The sequence below is a fragment of the Flavobacterium sp. TR2 genome (assembly GCF_025252405.1).
GTDB lineage: Bacteria > Bacteroidota > Bacteroidia > Flavobacteriales > Flavobacteriaceae > Flavobacterium.
Genome location: NZ_CP104307.1, coordinates 5,014,913 through 5,031,763, shown reverse-complemented (window position 1 = coordinate 5,031,763; position 16,851 = coordinate 5,014,913). Strand labels below are relative to the sequence as shown.

Below are 16,851 nucleotides of genomic sequence, written 5' to 3'. Positions count from 1 at the left end.
CTGCATAAGATAAAAGTAAAGTTTTAAATAATAGAATGAAATAAGTATTTAAAAAATATAATTTAAGTGTTATTTTGCATCACTTTAAGTGTAAACATTTTTTTATTCTTTTGGATAAAACGAAGCCCCCGCGATGAAAATTTTACAAAAATTATCACACTACCGAATTTCACGTTATTATAAACTTTTGTTTGTAGTAGTTGATGTTGTATTATTGAATCTTGCGACCATTCTTTCTGCACTGGCTAGATTTGGCAATTTAGATAAACTATTGTCTAAAGACGAAAGAACAATTTCTCTTTTAGCCATTTTAATATGGGTTGCTTTGCTGCTCCAAAAAGATTCTAATCGAAGCGTGAGGGTCGAACCCATAGAATCGATATTATGGAGAACAATCAAAAAGATTTCAATTCATGCCGCCTTAGTGTCAATATTTGTCGTTTACTTAAAATATACCGACATTTCAAGACTTCGCTTGGTTTATTTTTATCTCATATTTTTTGGGCTGTTGATGGTTTCTCGATATTTCTCGATGAAACTTTTAAAATATGTTCGCGCAAAAGGATATAATTTTAAGACTTTTATAATTGTAGGCGCAAATAAATCTAGCGAAAAAATCCGTAAAGTGCTTGCAAAAGACTTAACGTTCGGCTATCGCTTTTTAGGTTTTTTTGATGAAATAAATAGCAGTCAAGATGTTGATTCTGATTTGATTGTTGGAAAATTTGAGGATATTGAAAAGTTTGCGGTCGATAAAAAAATTGACGAAATGTATGTGGCGCTGCATATAGACAATATCGAAATTATTAATGAATTGACTAGAATTTGCGAACAGAATATGATTCGCATCAAATTCATTCCCGATTTTCAGCTTTATACAAAAGCAAGCAAAGTAGAAGTTGCTTTTTACGAAAATACGCCTGTCTTGATGTTTCGTCCAGAACCTTTAGAATTTGCTTCCAACAGGCTTTTAAAGAAAGCTTTCGATATTTGTTTTTCGAGTCTGGTTATCTTACTCGTTTTTCCGTGGCTATTCCCTATAATTATGCTTATCATAAAACTAGAATCGCCGGGCCCTGTTTTTTTTAAACAAGAAAGATCAGGAAGAGACAACAGATCTTTTATGTGCATAAAATTCAGGAGTATGTACGTAAATGGGCTTGCGCATAACAAACAAGCAGAAAAGGGAGACAGCCGAATTACGAAATTTGGGGCTTTTATCCGTAAGACCAGTATAGATGAACTGCCACAGTTTTTTAATGTTTTTCTAGGAGATATGTCAGTCGTTGGGCCTAGACCGCACATGGTTAATTTGGCAAAAGAGTACAGCGATCTTATTAATAATTATCTAGTGCGTCAATATGCTAAGCCTGGAATTACCGGTTGGGCGCAGGTAAACGGTTTTAGGGGAGAAACAAAAGTGTTAAGCGATATGGAAAACAGAGTGGAATACGATATCTGGTATATCGAAAACTGGAGTTTCTTGCTTGACATGAAAATTATCGTAAAGACGATTATTAATATCTTTAAAGGCGAAGAAAACGCGTATTAAGCTTCTTTAGAATTTAAAAAACTGATTATTGGCTATGACTTCTTTTAAAGGGTCAATATTTTTAATTTTTATTTTACCGTCAAAAGCTTCGATGTGTTTTTTATGATGAACATCGGTTCCGCAAAAAGTATACATTCCTTTCGCCAAAAGCTCATCGGCAATCTTAGCAATTGGAGAACCATAATATTCTACTGCAGAGAGAAGGTTCAGCTGAAAAAGGCAGCCTGTATTCTTCAGCTTTTCATATTCCGAAAATTTATTGTGGTAAAAAACATATCGTTCAGGATGAGCCAAAACAGGAACGTAACCCGCTACTTGTATTTCAAAAATCGTTTTGTAAATATTTAGCGGAGCACTTAAATAGGACATTTCCACCAAAACATAATTGTCTTTTAAAGTCAGAAGCTTTTCTTCTTTGAAATGATTTTCAAACCAGCTGTCAATAAAATATTCGGCGGCGGCATGAACAGGCATCTTAATTTTATTCTCTTGTAATGCTTTTTGGGTCTCGTGAAGCTTAGATTGAATAATCTCAGGAGAATTATTCCAAACATGATGTTTGATATGGGGTGTTGTCACAATTTGAGAAACTCCAAAGTTTTGCAGAGACGAAACCAGTTCAATTGATTTTGCTATATTTTTTGCTCCGTCATCAATGCCGGGTAAGATATGAGAATGAATATCTACAAAACTGCCGTCAAGCAGTTCTTTTAATGCAGGTTTTGATTTGAGGAATGATAGCATCTAACAAAAATGTATAAATCAGTTTTATAACGCGCAAAATTAATCTAGAATTTGTAACAGCACATTTTAGAATTATACTATATTTGATTTTTAGTAAAAAAGTAAAAAATTATGAAAATAAAAGAGAATTTGTTTAATCAACGTATTGTTTCAATTGATGCTTTGCGTGGAATTACCATTTTTGTAATGATTTTTGTAAATGAACTTGCGAGCATTCAAAATGTACCGCAATGGATGAAGCATATGCCCGCAGATGCAGATGCAATGACTTTTGTTGATTTGGTTTTCCCTGCTTTTTTATTTATTGTCGGAATGTCCATTCCGTTCGCCTTCAATGCCCGATTAATAAAAGGGGACAGCCCAAAAACAATTTGGACACATACCCTAAAAAGAGCTATTGCACTTATCGTAATTGGCGTCTTTATGGTCAATGCCGACTATGGTTATGATGCAGCTAAAATGCTTATCACGCCTGCATTTTGGGGACTTTTGGCTTACGCAATGCCAATTCCGATTTGGAATAAATATCCAAAAGGCTTTCCAGTTTGGTTAAAAAACGTCTTGCAATACGGAGGAATTTTGGTTCTAATTGCGCTTTACTTTATATATGTTCAAGATACAGGAGATCGAGGAATGACACCAAAATGGTGGGGAATTCTAGGGCTGATAGGTTGGGCGTACCTTTTTACAGTCATTTATTATTGGCTGGTTTCGGGAAACTTATGGGCAATGATTGCTTTTTTAGTTTTTGCTGTTGCCATGAATTCCTTTAATTTAATCGAAAATTCTTTTGTTCAAAGCACTCCTTGGTTGAGTTTTATAGCGGGGCATCTTACACACGTTTCGCTGACTTCGGCTGGAATTATAATTTCGCTATTGTTTTTTGATCGAAAAATAAGTGCCAAAATCAACTGGCCGGTAATTGGTTTTATCGCCTTATTTACAATTACAGCAATTTTGCTTCGCCCGTATTTTGGAATATCAAAAATAAAAGGAACGCCATCTTGGACAATGTTTTCGGCAGCAATTTGTACAACTTTATTCTATTTCCTGTATTGGCTGATGGAAGTTAAAAAACAAACCAAATGGAGCGAGTTTTTCATGCCCGCCGCCGCAAACCCTTTATTGATTTATATTTTGCCAGGCGTTATTTATTATTTCTGTAAAGCTTTTAACTTTCATATTATACCGGGCTATTTCAGAGTAGGAGTTCCAGGAATTTTATGGTCTCTGCTGTTTTCAATAATTATGCTTTTTGTAATGAAGATTTTGAATAAGTATAAAATTCAGCTGCATCTTTAAGGTTTTTTTTAGTTTCAAGTTTCAGGTTTCAGGTTTCAGGTTTCAAGTTTCAAGTTTCAAGTTGTTGGACTTAACCGCAAAATTCGCAAAGACATACGCAATTTTTCGGGTTTCGCATAAAACCTGAAACTTGAAACCTAAAACCTAAAACCTGAAACCTGAAACCTGAAACCTGAAACTTGAAACAAAAAAACTATAAAATACGAACAGATTTTATTTTTAGAACCGCACCAGAAATTGGGTTATAATTGACAAAATTGAATTTACATACATTATTGATATTCAAAAGTTTTCCATTTGGAAGCTCGTCTTGTCTGAAACTTGACCACGGAATTTTTATGGTAGAAAAATGTTTTGGCGAAGCAGGAATTGCAACTCTTGGATGCGAGCCTCCATGTACGCAACCCGTTCCTTCAGCATTTCCCTCTCTTGCCTGTAATTTTATAATTTGGGTCGATTCGTAGCTGATTTCTACTGCTTTAGAATCCTCTGAAAGATGCGTTGGAATCCCGTCATTGGTTTCAGAAGGTGTAATCATGACATTCAGTTCTATTTCTCCCCTTGGATTGTCTTGCGCTGTAACTGCAACAATTCCTTTTTCTAATCGAATTTGGTTTATTTTTTCTTCATTCTCTATTGTGGGGCCGGCAATAAACCATTTATTTGATTTTACGAGGTTTACTTCATTTTTCTGATGCATTTCAGAAAAACCAAAAAGAAGCATTAGGGGTAAAAAATATAAAAGATGTAGTGTTTGCAAGTTTTTCAAAATCATAAATTTAGCATTTCAAATGTAACTTTTTTGATTCATCTGAAATTCATTTTTTGCGCAAAAAAAAGGATTGTTATTCTTAAGAAAATTTTAAATTTGTAAGAGGTGGTTTTTAAAATATTGTGCGTGAATAATTTAAAGATTAAATACGTCTTAGTTTTATTGATGGTAGGATCGTTTTGTCAGGCTCAAAATGATAGTACAGCTGTGGAAACTAGAGATATCTTAGACGTAATCCATAAAATTTTTGATAAGCAGGATACAATTCGCCCAGATAGAAAAAGAAAACTGACTTTTTCGCTGTTGCCCGTTCCGGTAGGTGTTAATTCCAGCAATGGTTTAGTCGTTTCTTTTTTGACTACTTTTTATTTGGGAGATGCCGAAAGAACCAAAATGTCACAGATAACCTTTTCGCCTTACTTTAGTTTCAGCAATCAATTTGTATTTCCGATCCAATCTTATATTTATACAAAAGATAATAAATGGAATCTTATGGGAGATTATCGTTATATGATTTATCCTCAGGATACTTACGGATTGGGTGAAGATAATACAAAAAAGGAAATCTCTACGCTCGATTATCAGCAGTGGCGCTTTTACCAATTTATTACAAGGCAGATTGTTGGCAATTATCGTTTGGGAGTTGGTTTTCTTCTGGATAATTATAAAAACATTTCTGAAGAATCTTATATCGATGGAGAAACCGATTACTACAAATATATGAATGGCGATTATTCTGATGAGACTTCGTTCGGATTTGCAATTCAAGGCTTGTACGACTCCAGAGAAAATATTATTAATCCCGAACAAGGCTTGTATGTCGAAGCCGATTTGCGACTCAATACCAGCGGAGTAGAAGGAGACAAGTGGCAGTCATTGTATTTTGATGCCCGAAAATATCATTCTTTTAGCAAAACCAAACATCGGGTTTGGGCTTCAAGGGCCTTTTATTGGTCTACATTTGGCGGAAAACCGCATTATTTGGATTTGCCAAGTATTGGTTGGGATCGTGAAGGAAAAACGGGCCGCGGATTTACCAAAAACAGGTATCGAAGCAATGCGTTAATTTATTTTGAAACCGAATACAGAACCGACATAAGCCGTAACGGATTTTTTGGCGCTGTTTTTTTTACCAATGTTTCATCGGTTTCCAAACTAGATACCTATCAGTTTAAAAAATGGAATCCCGCAGTAGGAACCGGAATTCGTATAAAATGGAACAAACGTAATGGAAGCAATTTGGCTTTGGACTACGGAATCAGTAAAAACGATTGGTCACTGCGTTTGGGGTTATCAGAAAATTTCTAACTTCGGCCAAAATCTACAGACCCAATTATTCATGCAGTTATCGGTTGTTATTTTAAATTACAATGTGCGCTACTTCCTCGAACTATGCCTCTTAAGCGTGCAGGAAGCAATTGCGACAGTCGATGCAGAAATTATTGTGGTCGACAACAATTCATCTGACGAAAGTGTTTTGATGATGAATGAAAAATTTCCAGACATAAAACTCATTGAAAACAAAGAGAATTTTGGTTTTCCCAAAGGCAATAACATTGGCGTTCGTCAAGCGAAAGGGAAGTATGTTTGTATTTTGAATCCTGATACTGTTGTTGCAGAAGATACTTTTATAAAAATTATGGCTTTCGCCGAAAGGCAAAACAATCTCGGAATTATGGGCTGTAAACTAATTGACGGAACTGGAGAGTTTCTGCCAGAAAGCAAAAGAGGAATTCCAACGCCTTGGGTTGCCTTCACAAAAATATTCGGATTGTATAAAATTTTTCCCCAAACCAGACTTTTTAATCAATATTACGCCCAGCATTTAAACGAAAATGAAACAGGGAGAGTAGATATTCTCGTTGGCGCTTTTATGTTTTTAGAAAGAAAACTGTATGAAGATTTAAACGGTTTTGATGAAAACTGTTTCATGTATGCCGATGATATTGATTTGTCTTATCGCGCTTTGCAAATGCAAAAAGAGAATTTTTATTTTCATGAAACTGCCGTTCTGCATTATAAAGGAGAAAGTACGGTAAAAGATGAAAAATATATGATGCGTTTTCAGGAGGCAATGAATTTCTTTTATCAAAAGCATTTTAAACAATCTTGGTTCTTTAGTTTTTTTATTCAAATTGGCGCCTTTTTGTTTTCAAGTGCTAAAAAGTTTCAGGGAAAACCAAAAGAAAATCCATTGCCAGAAAGTTATTTTTTGTATTCCGAAAATGAGAATTTCGCTAAAAAACTGGCCTCGATTTTGGAAAATAAAGTTGCTTTTTTAGATTTCAAAGGAGAAAAAATGGTAAATTCGTACCTAATTTTCAAGGGTAAAACGGCAGAGATCATTTTGGATAATCACTATATTTCATTCAAAAAATGTATCGAAATCATAGAAACTCTTAAAGATAAGCAGGTTACTTTTAAAATTTTTCCCAAAAATACAGGTTTTATTATTGGAAGTAATTCAAGGAATGACAGAGGGCAAATCATGAAAATTGAGTAAAAAATTATATTAAGTGTAATTTATGTTTAAAATTTTCGTTAAATTCGCAATCTGAAAATCAAAAACATCTTTTAGATTAACAATATGGCAAGATTTGAATTAAAGCTTCCTAAAATGGGAGAAAGTGTCGCTGAAGCAACCATTACAAACTGGTTGAAAGAAGTTGGAGACAAAATTGAGGCTGATGAAGCCGTACTCGAAATTGCAACCGATAAAGTTGACAGCGAAGTGCCTAGCGAAGTATCAGGAATTTTAGTTGAGCAATTGTTTGGTAAAGATGATTTAGTGCAAGTGGGGCAGACCATTGCCATTATTGAAACTGAAGGAGGAGAAACAGCGGCTCCAGAAGCTGTAAACGCAGTTCCAGAAACTGCCGCTCCTACAGAAGCTGTCGAAATCGAAAAAACAATCGAATCGGTTAAAGAAACTGTGGCTTCTCATGATTTTTCAGGATCAGATAAATTCTTTTCTCCTTTGGTGAAAAATATTGCAAAAGAAGAAGGGGTTTCTTTAAATGAGCTTGAAAATCTTGCAGGTTCTGGAAAAGACGGAAGAGTTACAAAAGAAGATATTCTGAAATACGTTGAAAATCGTAAATCAGGTTCTGTTCAGGCGCCTCAGGCAGTTGAAGCAGCTCCAAAAGCAGTTGTTGAGACTCCAAAAGCTGAAGCTCCAAAAGCAGTTGAGCCAGTTGTTCAAAAAAGCCAGCAAGCAGTTCCGGTTTCTGTAAACGGTGCTGATGAAATTGTTGAAATGGACAGAATGCGTAAACTGATTTCTGGTTACATGGTAGCTTCGGTTCAGACTTCGGCTCACGTACAGTCTTTTATCGAAGTAGATGTGACAAACATTGTGAAATGGAGAGACAAAGTAAAAGCTGCTTTTGAGAAACGAGAAGGCGAGAAATTGACTTTTACTCCAATTATGATGGAAGCTGTTGCAAAAGCTTTAAAAGATTTCCCTGGAATGAATATTTCTGTTGACGGAGATTACATCATTAAAAAGAAAAATATCAATTTAGGAATGGCGGCAGCATTGCCAAACGGAAATTTAATTGTTCCTGTAATTAAAAATGCAGATCAGTTAAACCTTGTTGGAATGGCAAAAGCGGTTAACGATTTAGGAAACCGTGCAAAAGCAGGAAAACTAAAACCAGATGATACGCAAGGCGGAACTTATACGGTGACAAACGTGGGTACTTTTGGAAGTGTTTTCGGAACGCCAATTATCAATCAGCCTCAAGTGGGAATTCTAGCGCTAGGAGCAATTCGTAAAGTTCCTGCAGTAATCGAAACTCCAGAAGGAGATTTCATCGGAATCCGTCAGAAAATGTTCTTGTCGCACTCTTATGATCATAGAGTTGTTGATGGAGCTTTAGGAGGAAGTTTCGTGAAAAGAGTAGCAGAATACTTGGAAGCTTTTGATGTAGATAGAGATTTCTAAAATCATTTAAAAAATAAAATCAGATCCGATAGGTTTAAAACTTGTCGGATTTTTTCTTTTGTAAGAAAAGAATTAAGTGGAAATGCGTAATGAGGCTGTGGGCTTATTTTGGAAAAAGTTAAAATCGCTAATTGAAAGCTTTTTTTCGGCAAAAAAACTCAGAATAAAGGAAGATATTCCGCTTTAAAAATTACATTTGTAAACTTATAAAAAATAGAAATGGAATTAAAACTTAACAAACCAATTTGCTTTTTTGATCTCGAAACAACGGGAATTGATATCGGTAAAGATAGAATCGTAGAAATTTCAATATTCAAAGTTTTTCCTAACGGAAACAAAGAAAGTAAAACCTGGCTGGTTAATCCAACAATTCCAATTCCTCCACAGACAACTGCGGTTCATGGCATCACCGATGAAAAAGTGGCTAATGAACCAACTTTTGCAGAACTTGCGCCACACATTCACAATATGATCAAAGATAGTGATTTGGGCGGTTTCAACTCAGATCGTTTTGATATTCCGCTTTTAGCAGAAGAATTGCTTCGCGCAGGGGTCGATTTTGATATGAAAAACAAAGTTTCTGTAGATGTGCAGACTATTTTCCATAAAATGGAAGAGCGTACTTTAAGTGCGGCTTTAAAGTTTTATTGCGGAAAAAGTCTAGACAATGCCCATTCGGCAGAAGCAGATACTATGGCAACTTACGAAATTTTGAAAGCGCAGTTAGATCGTTATCCAGAACTGGAAAATGATATCAAATCGCTGTCTGAATTTACAACCCGTAAAAAAATTGCCGATTTTGCAGGAATGATTGCTTTTGATAAAGATGACGAAGAAATTTTTACTTTTGGAAAGCACAAAGGCGCAAAAGTGGAAAAAGTTTTAGAAACAGAGCCTGGGTATTTCAGCTGGATTCAAAATGCTGATTTTCCGCTGTACACTAAAAAAGTTTTGACAGCAATTAAATTAAGAAAGTTAAATACGAAATAAGGTGCTAAGTTACTAAGGTTCTAAGATGCTAAGTTTTTTGCTTCCTTAGAACCTTAGCACTTTAGCGTCTTAGAACCTATAAAAAAATGAAGATTATCTGTGTCGGCAGAAATTATGCCAATCATATAGAAGAATTAAAAAACGAACGCCCGAGTGAGCCTGTCGTTTTTATGAAGCCAGATTCTGCGGTTTTGCTGAAACAGCATCCGTTTGTCATTCCCGAATTTTCTGAAGATGTTCATCATGAAGTAGAAATAATCGTGAAGATTGCTAAAGTCGGAAAATATATTGAGCCAAAATTTGCTCATAAATATTATGACGAAATAAGTGTGGGAATCGATTTTACGGCTCGAGACTTACAGAGCAAATTGAAAGAAAAAGGGCTTCCTTGGGAAAAAGCCAAAGCATTTGACGGCTCAGCAGTTATTGGAGATTTTTTGCCAAAAACTGACTTTGTTTCTATGGAAAATCTTAATTTTGAATTAAGAAGCAATTCTGAAACAGTTCAAAAAGGAAACTCAAGCATGATGCTTTGGAAGATTGATGAATTAATTGCTCATGTGTCTCAGTTTTTTACTTTAAAAATTGGAGATATTATTTTTACAGGAACGCCTGCAGGTGTTGCGGCTGTAAAACCAAATGATGTTTTAGAAGGCTTTTTAGAAGATAAAAAATTATTCAGAATACAAGTAAAATAATGGCTTTAAAGTACAACCTTTCGAAAGTATATGCGCTTTCAGATAACGATCCTGAATTTGTAAATCAAATTTTAACTTTATTTGTTACAGAAGTTCCGGAAGATTTAAAACAAATTAAAGAAGGAATTAAAAAGAAGGATCATAAATATGCCTATTCGTATGCGCACAAAATAAAGCCGACGTTAGATTTAATGGGGCTGAATGTAGCTTTTGAAGAGATCTTGCAAGTAGAAGCATGGACAAAAGCTGAAGGCAAGAAAAAAGATATTATCGAAACTTTTAAAAGCATTAAAGTGCAGGTGAAAGAAGCGATTAAAGAAATAAAAAAAGACTTTGATCTTTAATATAAATTTGACTTATTCCTAATCTGTTTGAATTAAGGAATAAGTCAAAATCATTTTTTAAATTTTGTAAACGGCTTATAGTCTGTAAAAGCTGTCAATAACTTCCTTTAAAACAAAATTTAAATTTTCTACTTATAAATTATAGTCTTGCTTAACGTAAGAAACAAAAATATTTCACTGATATGAAAGCAGCAATTATTACTATTGGAGATGAAATCTTAATTGGCCAAATCGTAGATACAAATTCAGCTTTTATTGCTAAATCACTCGACAGAATTGGAGTTGAGGTGGCAGAAATGCTGTCAATTAGCGATGATAAAAAACACATTTTAGACACTTTTGCGCAATTGCAAAATAGGGTAGATGTTGTAATTGTGACAGGTGGGTTAGGGCCGACAAAGGATGATGTTACCAAGAAAACTTTCTGTGAGTATTTTGATGACGAACTAGTAGTGGATCAAAAAGTTTTAGCACACGTTACAGAGCTGATTGAAGGTTTTTACAAAAGGCCAATCTCTCAATTGAATAAAGATCAAGCTCTGGTTCCTTCAACTTGTACGGTGTTGCATAATAAAGTTGGTACTGCGCCGGGAATGTGGATGAAGAAGGAAAATACAGTTTTTATTTCGCTTCCAGGAGTTCCGTACGAAATGAAATATTTGGTTGAAGAGGAGATAATTCCAAAAATCGTCCGCGAATATAAACGTCCTTATATTATCCATAAAACGATTTTGACTTATGGTCAGGGCGAAAGTTTAGTCGCAGAGCGTATTGAGCAATGGGAAAATAATCTTCCGGAATTTATAAAACTGGCTTATCTGCCAAATCCAGGACGAGTTCGTTTGCGTTTGACTGCCCGCGGAACCGATAAAGAAGAATTAGAAGAGGCTATAGAGCGTAATGTACAATCGTTGGATGCCATAATTCATGATATAATTGTAGGTTACGAAGAAAATGAAACCATTGAAACCGTAATTGGCAAATTACTTTCTAAGCAAAATAAAACAATCTCAACAGCAGAAAGTTGCACGGGAGGAAGAATTGCTTCGCTGCTGTCATCTGTTCCGGGTTCATCAAATTATTTTAAAGGGAGTGTTGTTTCTTATGCGACAGAAGCGAAAGTAAATGTTTTAGGAATTTCTCAGGATTTGATAAACCAGTTTTCGGTCGTTAGCGCTGAGGTCGCATCAGCTATGGCTTTGAGTGCTAAAGAATTGCTGAAAACTGACTATGCGCTCGCAACGACGGGTAATGCAGGACCTTCAAAAGGCGATTCTGATGCCGAAATTGGCACTGTTTTTATTGCTTTAGCAACGCCAGAGGGAGTGATTACAGAAGAATTTAACTTCGGACAACCGCGTGAAAAAGTGATAGATAGGGCATCTGTTAAGAGTTTAGAAATATTACAGAAAGAAATTTTAAAATTTGTGCAATAATTTTTTGCTACAATGGTTTATTTTTCTTTTCTTTGCACCCTGATTTTGAATAACGATAAAAGATAAGTATAATGTCAAGAGTTTGTGACCTTACAGGTAAAAGAGCGATGGTAGGAAATAACGTTTCTCACGCTATGAACAAAACTAAGAGAAAGTTTTCTGTAAACTTAGTTAAAAAGCGTTTTTATCTTCCAGAAGAAGATAGATGGATTACTCTTAGAGTAGCAGCATCTACGATAAAAACAATTAATAAAAATGGAATCACTGCAGTTTTGAAAAAAGCGCAGTCAGAAGGATTTATCAAATAATCTTTTCCTAAATAAATATATAGCAAGATGGCAAAGAAAGGTAATAGAATCCAAGTAATTTTAGAATGTACTGAGCACAAAACTTCTGGTGTTCCAGGAACTTCTAGATATATTACAACTAAGAACAAAAAAAATACTCCAGATAGATTAGAGATTAAAAAATTTAATCCAATCTTAAAAAGAGTAACTGTTCACAAAGAAATTAAGTAATAATTAGAGATTTTGATACAATCTCAAATGGTTTTTCATTTGAAGATTTATTGAATTCCAAAACATTTGAATCATGGCAAAGAAAACCGTAGCATCGTTACAAACATCTTCTAAGAGATTATCAAAAGCCATCAAAATGGTAAAATCTCCTAAAACTGGTGCATATACATTCGTAGAATCTATTATGGCTCCTGAAGAAGTTGATGAATTCTTGAAAAAGAAATAATTACAATTACATTATATAGAAAAGCTACTTTCTTTCGGAAGTAGCTTTTTTATTGCCTATATTTGTCTAAAAATTTAAAGAATCGTAACAATTGGCCTTTTTTTGAAGCACAATTGCGCTTTCTTTAAAGATTTGGGTTTCTGGTCTGAAAATCGAGAAATCTAGTAAATCTAAATAATCTACAAAAAAATGAGTTTTTTTAAAAAATTATTCTCTACCGAAAAAAAAGAGACTTTAGACAAAGGTCTTGAAAAAACGAAAACTACTTTTTTCTCGAAGTTAAGCAAGGCCGTTGCAGGGAAATCTAAAGTTGATGATGATGTTTTAGATAATCTGGAGGAAGTTCTTGTAGCTTCGGATGTTGGGGTAAATACTACTTTGAAAATCATTGAAAGAATTGAAAAACGTGTTGCTGAGGATAAATATCTTGGAACAGAGGAGTTAAATCAAATTCTTCGCGATGAAATAGGGGCTTTATTGTCTGAAACCAATACAGGTGAAGCGACAGAATTTGAAATTCCAAAAGATAAAAAGCCTTATGTCTTAATGGTTGTTGGAGTAAATGGAGTTGGAAAAACTACAACAATCGGTAAATTGGCTTATCAATTTAAAAAAGCAGGTCATAAAGTGGTTTTAGGTGCGGCAGATACATTTCGTGCTGCAGCGATCGACCAATTGCAAGTTTGGGCTGATCGTGTAAATGTGCCTATTGTAAGACAGCAAATGGGAAGCGATCCTGCTTCTGTAGCTTTTGATACTTTGCAGTCGGCGGTTGCGCAAGATGCTGATGTTGTTATTATTGATACGGCAGGTCGTCTTCATAATAAAATCAACTTGATGAATGAGCTTACAAAAGTTAAACGCGTCATGCAGAAAGTGGTTGCCGATGCGCCTCACGATGTGCTTTTGGTTTTGGACGGATCAACTGGGCAGAATGCTTTTGAACAGGCAAAACAATTTACGGCTGCGACAGAAGTTACTTCATTGGCTGTGACTAAATTGGATGGAACTGCAAAAGGAGGAGTTGTAATTGGTATTTCAGATCAGTTTCAAATTCCGGTGAAATACATTGGTGTTGGTGAAGGAATCGAAGATTTGCAGGTCTTTAATAAATACGAGTTTGTTGATAGCTTCTTTAAATAAAATGTAATGAAAAATATATCAGCTCTAACGTTCTATTTTGCTAGTGTAATATCTTTTGTATTGGCAAATGTTTTAAAGGATAAGAATATCTCAATATATTATATTCTATTGGTACTGGGAATTGTTTTATTCTTTTTAGGGGTTCTTAAAAGAATAAAAACAAACCGATAGTTTTATCTAGTTATTGTTCTAAAAATATTTGAGCTTTTAAATAAAAGTGTTTTTAACGACTTTTATTTAAAAGCTCTTTTTTTACTGGTATAATGCATTGATTTTCTCCCATAGCGTTTTATCAAAATCGGATAAAGCCAGATTTACGTTGTCTGCAGCATCTCCCATTCTGATGACGACCATTTTTTTGCTTGGAATTACATATATTTTCTGATCATTTTTTCCTAAAGCCATAAACATATCAGTTGGTCCAGTTGGGATAACGCTTCCCTGAAAGGTTAGTTGAGATTGCGGCAAATGATAACTTGATTTTCCGTTTAGCCACCACAAATACCCATAACCTAAATTAATGTTTTGAGAAGTTGAGGTTGCTTCATTAAAGAAGGCTTCATTCAGAATGATGTTATTTTCCCATTTTCCTTTATTCAGCATTAATAATCCGAAACGTGCCATGCTTCTTGTTGTGCTCGTGTAAACGCTATTTACGCCAAGTTGAACCCAAGTGCCATTCATGCCGATTTTGTCTCTTAATTTGGTATTGAAATAATTCTCCCAAGTTTGGTTGCTTGCTTTTGCTACAACATCCTGAAGTTTTACGTATACATTATGATAAGCCCATCTTGTTCCTGCATCGGCTTTATAGATTAAATCTTCTGGATCAACTTCGTCTGAGGTATCGTCAAGTCCAGAGGTCATGGTTAAAAGTTGCTTGCAGGTAATCAAGTTTTCTTTTGCAAGGGGTTCGCTTGTCCAGCCAGTTCCAATATAATCAGAGACTTTATTGTTGATGTTTAAGAGTCCTTCTTGCTGAGCAATTCCTGTCATGGTTGAGGTTAATGTTTTTCCTGCGCTTGCCCAATACCAGTTTGTTGTGGCTGTATGGTTATTGAAATAGTTTTCTAAAACAATTCGTCCGTTTATTAAAATCATGAATGATTTAGAGTTTTTGAGTTCTAAATAATCTAGAAGCGGCTGTACTGCATTTTGATTCCATTTTAGATCGGCGATAGATTTTGTTTCCCAAGCTGTTCCTGTTAATGGAGGAAAATACATTTTTTCTTCGGGAGCCGGAAGAGGGTCTTGTTCTGCTGAATCTTTACTGCATGAGGTTAATGATAAGAATGTCAGGATGGTGCAAATTATTCGGTTCATGTTTTTAGTTTTTGGTTTTGGGGTTTGACCAAAAATATGCAAAATAGTTTAATGTGTTTTTTGATTTTTTATTTCTTTTGATGATTATAAGAGTATCTTTGTAGTCCAAGAAATTTCTTTTGAAAACGGAAGCCCTAGCCCTGATGAGAGTGGCATCTCCCGATTTAGAAAAACAAGGCTTTTTAGCCGTAGTTTTGGTTTATCGGGAATACAGCGGACAGCAGGATTAGCTCCTAAATCTTCGACTTCATTTAAAGAAAAAAGAATAAATTTTAATATTTTTATTTATGAAAAATGCTTTCATTGTGTTGTTTTGTTCGCTTTTGTTTGTGAGCTGCAGACAGGAAATAAAACCGGCAGATATTGCTAAATTGAATGGCTATTGGGAAATTGAAAAAGTGGTTTTTGAGAAAGGTGAAGAGAAGGAGTATAAAATGAATGAGACTTTTGATTTTTTTCAGATTAAGGATAATAAAGGTGTGCGAACGAAAGTGATGCCGCAATTTGACGGCACATTTTTGACAACAGATACTTTTGAGAATGTTTCGGTGCGTTTTGCAGGGGAACAGGTTTTCTTGGATTATAAAACGAAATATGCCAAATGGAGCGAAGAAATTATTTCACTTTCGGATGACAAATTAGTGGTTAAAAACCCTCAAAAAATAGAATATCATTATAAAAAAGCAGGACCAGTAAATCTTTTGAACGATGGCGAAAAGACTAAATAGCGAAACCACTATTGGCGCTGTTTTACAGCAAATTATTCAGGTGAATAAATTACAGCCTGGAATGGATCAAATCGATGTTCGTGAGGCTTGGAGGCAGCTTATGGGGAATGGCGTGAATACGTATACTCGAAATGTTGTTCTAAAAGGCAGTACGCTTTATGTTGAATTGGGTTCTTCTGTTCTGCGCGAAGAATTAACGCATGGAAAATATAAAATTGTGAAAATGATCAATGAAGAATTGGGACGTGAGGTGGTGAAAGACGTTATATTGCGGTAATATTTTTTAGTAAGATAAATTTGAAAAATAATTAACACTTCTATTGCGGAGTGTTTTTTTTTACGATACATTTGGGCAGTTATTTCTTTAAAATAACATCTTTTTATAAACCCAAAATAATAAAAATCAATGAAAAAAATTTTGCTAATTTTAGCCGTATTATGTACGTTAACAGGTTATTCACAAAAGAAAAAAGTTGCTGTTGTTGCTTTTTACACTGACAAAACAATTGATCTTTCAGAGCTTGGTTTAAGTGCCGTTGCTGCAGTAACAGATTTAGGGAACAATCCAAATTTTAACCTGCAACCAATTTTGGAAAAGTATCATAATGCTTTTTTTAATGATTATTCTAAAAAGTTTCCATTTGATTTACTTCCTGAAACAGATATAACTCAAAAACAAGAGTATATTGATTATATTCCTCATTTTGATAGAGAGGGAGAAAAGGGAAAATATATTATCAATTACCCTGGATATAAATATATATATGAAGGAATAAATGGTTCTGCAAATGAAGTAGCAACCGCTACGATGTTTAAAGATAATGCTGATGGTGTCTTGTTTACAGAAATTCATTTTGCTGTAGTAAAAGGGTTTGCAGTTGGAGGAACTGGAACTATTAAGATGAGAGCTTATGCAAGAATCGCTTTGTATGATAAAAATGGGAAAAAAGTTTTTGCTTTTAACGAAGGGGCAAATTCAAAGAAAACGGGAACAATAGTAGGAGGAATTCCTGTTTTATCTTTTGATAAAGTATTGCCAATGTGTGAAAGTGCATTAGACGAACTTTTAAAAGATTTGGATGGCAGAGTTGAGAAAATGGTAAAGAAGACTTCTGAAAGTCTTTAATTA

At 34.7% G+C, this 16,851-nt stretch carries 19 protein-coding genes; 16 read left to right on the top strand and 3 right to left on the bottom strand.

Annotated features, from left to right (window positions below):
• Positions 1–133 precede the first annotated feature (133 nt).
• The gene (locus N4T20_RS21415; RefSeq protein WP_260671083.1) at positions 134–1,552 is read left to right on the top strand and encodes an undecaprenyl-phosphate glucose phosphotransferase; all 1,419 of its coding nucleotides are present in this window, start codon (positions 134–136) and stop codon (positions 1,550–1,552) included.
• 6 nt (positions 1,553–1,558) lie between these two features.
• Here N4T20_RS21415 and N4T20_RS21410 read toward each other — a convergent pair whose 3' ends face one another.
• A complete protein-coding gene (locus N4T20_RS21410; protein WP_260671082.1) occupies positions 1,559–2,296 on the bottom strand; it encodes a tyrosine-protein phosphatase in 738 nt (245 codons plus the stop codon).
• Positions 2,297–2,407: 111 nt separating this feature from the next.
• On the opposite strand from N4T20_RS21410, the gene N4T20_RS21405 reads away from it, so the two are divergent.
• A complete protein-coding gene (locus N4T20_RS21405; protein ID WP_260671081.1) occupies positions 2,408–3,598 on the top strand; it encodes a DUF5009 domain-containing protein in 1,191 nt (396 codons plus the stop codon).
• Positions 3,599–3,791: 193 nt separating this feature from the next.
• Here N4T20_RS21405 and N4T20_RS21400 read toward each other — a convergent pair whose 3' ends face one another.
• Positions 3,792–4,373, bottom strand: a complete 582-nt coding sequence (locus N4T20_RS21400) for a hypothetical protein (RefSeq protein WP_260671080.1) — start codon at positions 4,371–4,373, stop codon at positions 3,792–3,794.
• A 123-nt stretch (positions 4,374–4,496) separates the two neighbouring features.
• Between N4T20_RS21400 and N4T20_RS21395 the strand changes: the two genes are divergently transcribed.
• The 11 genes from N4T20_RS21395 (at position 4,497) to ftsY (ending at position 13,671) form a co-directional block, all read left to right on the top strand.
• Positions 4,497–5,678 carry a hypothetical protein gene (locus tag N4T20_RS21395; protein WP_260671079.1) on the top strand — a complete coding sequence of 394 codons (1,182 nt, stop codon included), beginning with the start codon at positions 4,497–4,499 and terminating at the stop codon, positions 5,676–5,678.
• A gap of 31 nt (positions 5,679–5,709) precedes the next feature.
• The gene (locus tag N4T20_RS21390; protein ID WP_260673131.1) at positions 5,710–6,873 is read left to right on the top strand and encodes a glycosyltransferase family 2 protein; all 1,164 of its coding nucleotides are present in this window, start codon (positions 5,710–5,712) and stop codon (positions 6,871–6,873) included.
• Positions 6,874–6,957: 84 nt separating this feature from the next.
• On the top strand, positions 6,958–8,316 hold the full coding sequence (locus N4T20_RS21385) for a dihydrolipoamide acetyltransferase family protein (RefSeq protein WP_260671078.1): 1,359 nt from the start codon (positions 6,958–6,960) through the stop codon (positions 8,314–8,316).
• A 219-nt stretch (positions 8,317–8,535) separates the two neighbouring features.
• On the top strand, positions 8,536–9,306 hold the full coding sequence (locus N4T20_RS21380; protein ID WP_111363996.1) for a 3'-5' exonuclease: 771 nt from the start codon (positions 8,536–8,538) through the stop codon (positions 9,304–9,306).
• An 86-nt stretch (positions 9,307–9,392) separates the two neighbouring features.
• Entirely contained in the window at positions 9,393–10,004 is a 612-nt protein-coding gene (locus tag N4T20_RS21375; RefSeq protein ID WP_260671077.1) for a fumarylacetoacetate hydrolase family protein, read from the top strand.
• On the top strand, positions 10,004–10,348 hold the full coding sequence (locus N4T20_RS21370; RefSeq protein ID WP_008468078.1) for an Hpt domain-containing protein: 345 nt from the start codon (positions 10,004–10,006) through the stop codon (positions 10,346–10,348). Before N4T20_RS21375 ends, N4T20_RS21370 begins: the two co-directional genes overlap by 1 nt.
• Before the next feature lie 182 nt (positions 10,349–10,530).
• A complete protein-coding gene (locus N4T20_RS21365; protein WP_260671076.1) occupies positions 10,531–11,784 on the top strand; it encodes a competence/damage-inducible protein A in 1,254 nt (417 codons plus the stop codon).
• A gap of 71 nt (positions 11,785–11,855) precedes the next feature.
• On the top strand, positions 11,856–12,092 hold the full coding sequence (gene rpmB, locus N4T20_RS21360; RefSeq protein WP_008468080.1) for a 50S ribosomal protein L28: 237 nt from the start codon (positions 11,856–11,858) through the stop codon (positions 12,090–12,092).
• A 27-nt stretch (positions 12,093–12,119) separates the two neighbouring features.
• On the top strand, positions 12,120–12,302 hold the full coding sequence (gene rpmG / locus N4T20_RS21355; protein WP_008253902.1) for a 50S ribosomal protein L33: 183 nt from the start codon (positions 12,120–12,122) through the stop codon (positions 12,300–12,302).
• Between the two features lie 73 nt (positions 12,303–12,375).
• Positions 12,376–12,528, top strand: coding sequence for a DUF4295 domain-containing protein (locus N4T20_RS21350; protein WP_008468081.1), 153 nt, complete (start codon positions 12,376–12,378; stop codon positions 12,526–12,528).
• 189 nt (positions 12,529–12,717) lie between these two features.
• Positions 12,718–13,671: a signal recognition particle-docking protein FtsY gene (gene ftsY, locus N4T20_RS21345; protein ID WP_260671075.1), complete on the top strand. Its 954-nt coding sequence runs from the start codon at positions 12,718–12,720 to the stop codon at positions 13,669–13,671.
• Positions 13,672–13,923: 252 nt separating this feature from the next.
• Here the strand turns inward: ftsY and N4T20_RS21340 are convergent, their stop codons facing one another.
• Entirely contained in the window at positions 13,924–14,994 is a 1,071-nt protein-coding gene (locus N4T20_RS21340) for a serine hydrolase domain-containing protein (RefSeq protein WP_260671074.1), read from the bottom strand.
• Positions 14,995–15,281: 287 nt separating this feature from the next.
• Between N4T20_RS21340 and N4T20_RS21335 the strand changes: the two genes are divergently transcribed.
• The 3 genes from N4T20_RS21335 (at position 15,282) to N4T20_RS21325 (ending at position 16,848) form a co-directional block, all read left to right on the top strand.
• On the top strand, positions 15,282–15,722 hold the full coding sequence (locus N4T20_RS21335) for a lipocalin family protein (protein WP_260671073.1): 441 nt from the start codon (positions 15,282–15,284) through the stop codon (positions 15,720–15,722).
• The gene (locus N4T20_RS21330; RefSeq protein WP_111364004.1) at positions 15,703–15,999 is read left to right on the top strand and encodes a DUF721 domain-containing protein; all 297 of its coding nucleotides are present in this window, start codon (positions 15,703–15,705) and stop codon (positions 15,997–15,999) included. Before N4T20_RS21335 ends, N4T20_RS21330 begins: the two co-directional genes overlap by 20 nt.
• Before the next feature lie 129 nt (positions 16,000–16,128).
• The gene (locus N4T20_RS21325) at positions 16,129–16,848 is read left to right on the top strand and encodes a hypothetical protein (RefSeq protein WP_260671072.1); all 720 of its coding nucleotides are present in this window, start codon (positions 16,129–16,131) and stop codon (positions 16,846–16,848) included.
• The last annotated feature ends 3 nt before the right edge of the window (positions 16,849–16,851 follow it).